The sequence below is a fragment of the uncultured Virgibacillus sp. genome (genome assembly GCF_947495635.1).
GTDB lineage: Bacteria > Bacillota > Bacilli > Bacillales > Amphibacillaceae > Virgibacillus > Virgibacillus salarius.
Genome location: NZ_CANMAB010000249.1, coordinates 1 through 260 on the forward strand (window position 1 = coordinate 1; position 260 = coordinate 260).

Annotated in this window: 1 tRNA gene; it reads right to left on the reverse strand. The window is 40.8% G+C overall.

From position 1 onward, the window contains the following. Positions 1 to 2: 2 nt before the first annotated feature. Positions 3 to 74 (reverse strand) — tRNA-Asn (locus Q1A47_RS20720). Positions 75 to 260 lie beyond the last annotated feature (186 nt).

Consider the following 260-nt stretch of genomic DNA (forward strand, 5'->3'; position numbering starts at 1 on the left):
GGCTCCACAGGTAGGATTCGAACCTACGACCGATCGGTTAACAGCCGATAGCTCTACCACTGAGCTACTGTGGAATAGGATAGATCAATAATTAAGCTAGGTACACAGTATTACCTTTTATCATACCATAAAAAATATACATGTAAATATAGTAATAGTATTACTTATAAATAAGTATAAAAAAATGCCTGGCGGCGTCCTACTCTTGCAGGGGCAAAGCCCCAACTACCATCGGCGCTGGAGAGCTTAACTTCTGTGTT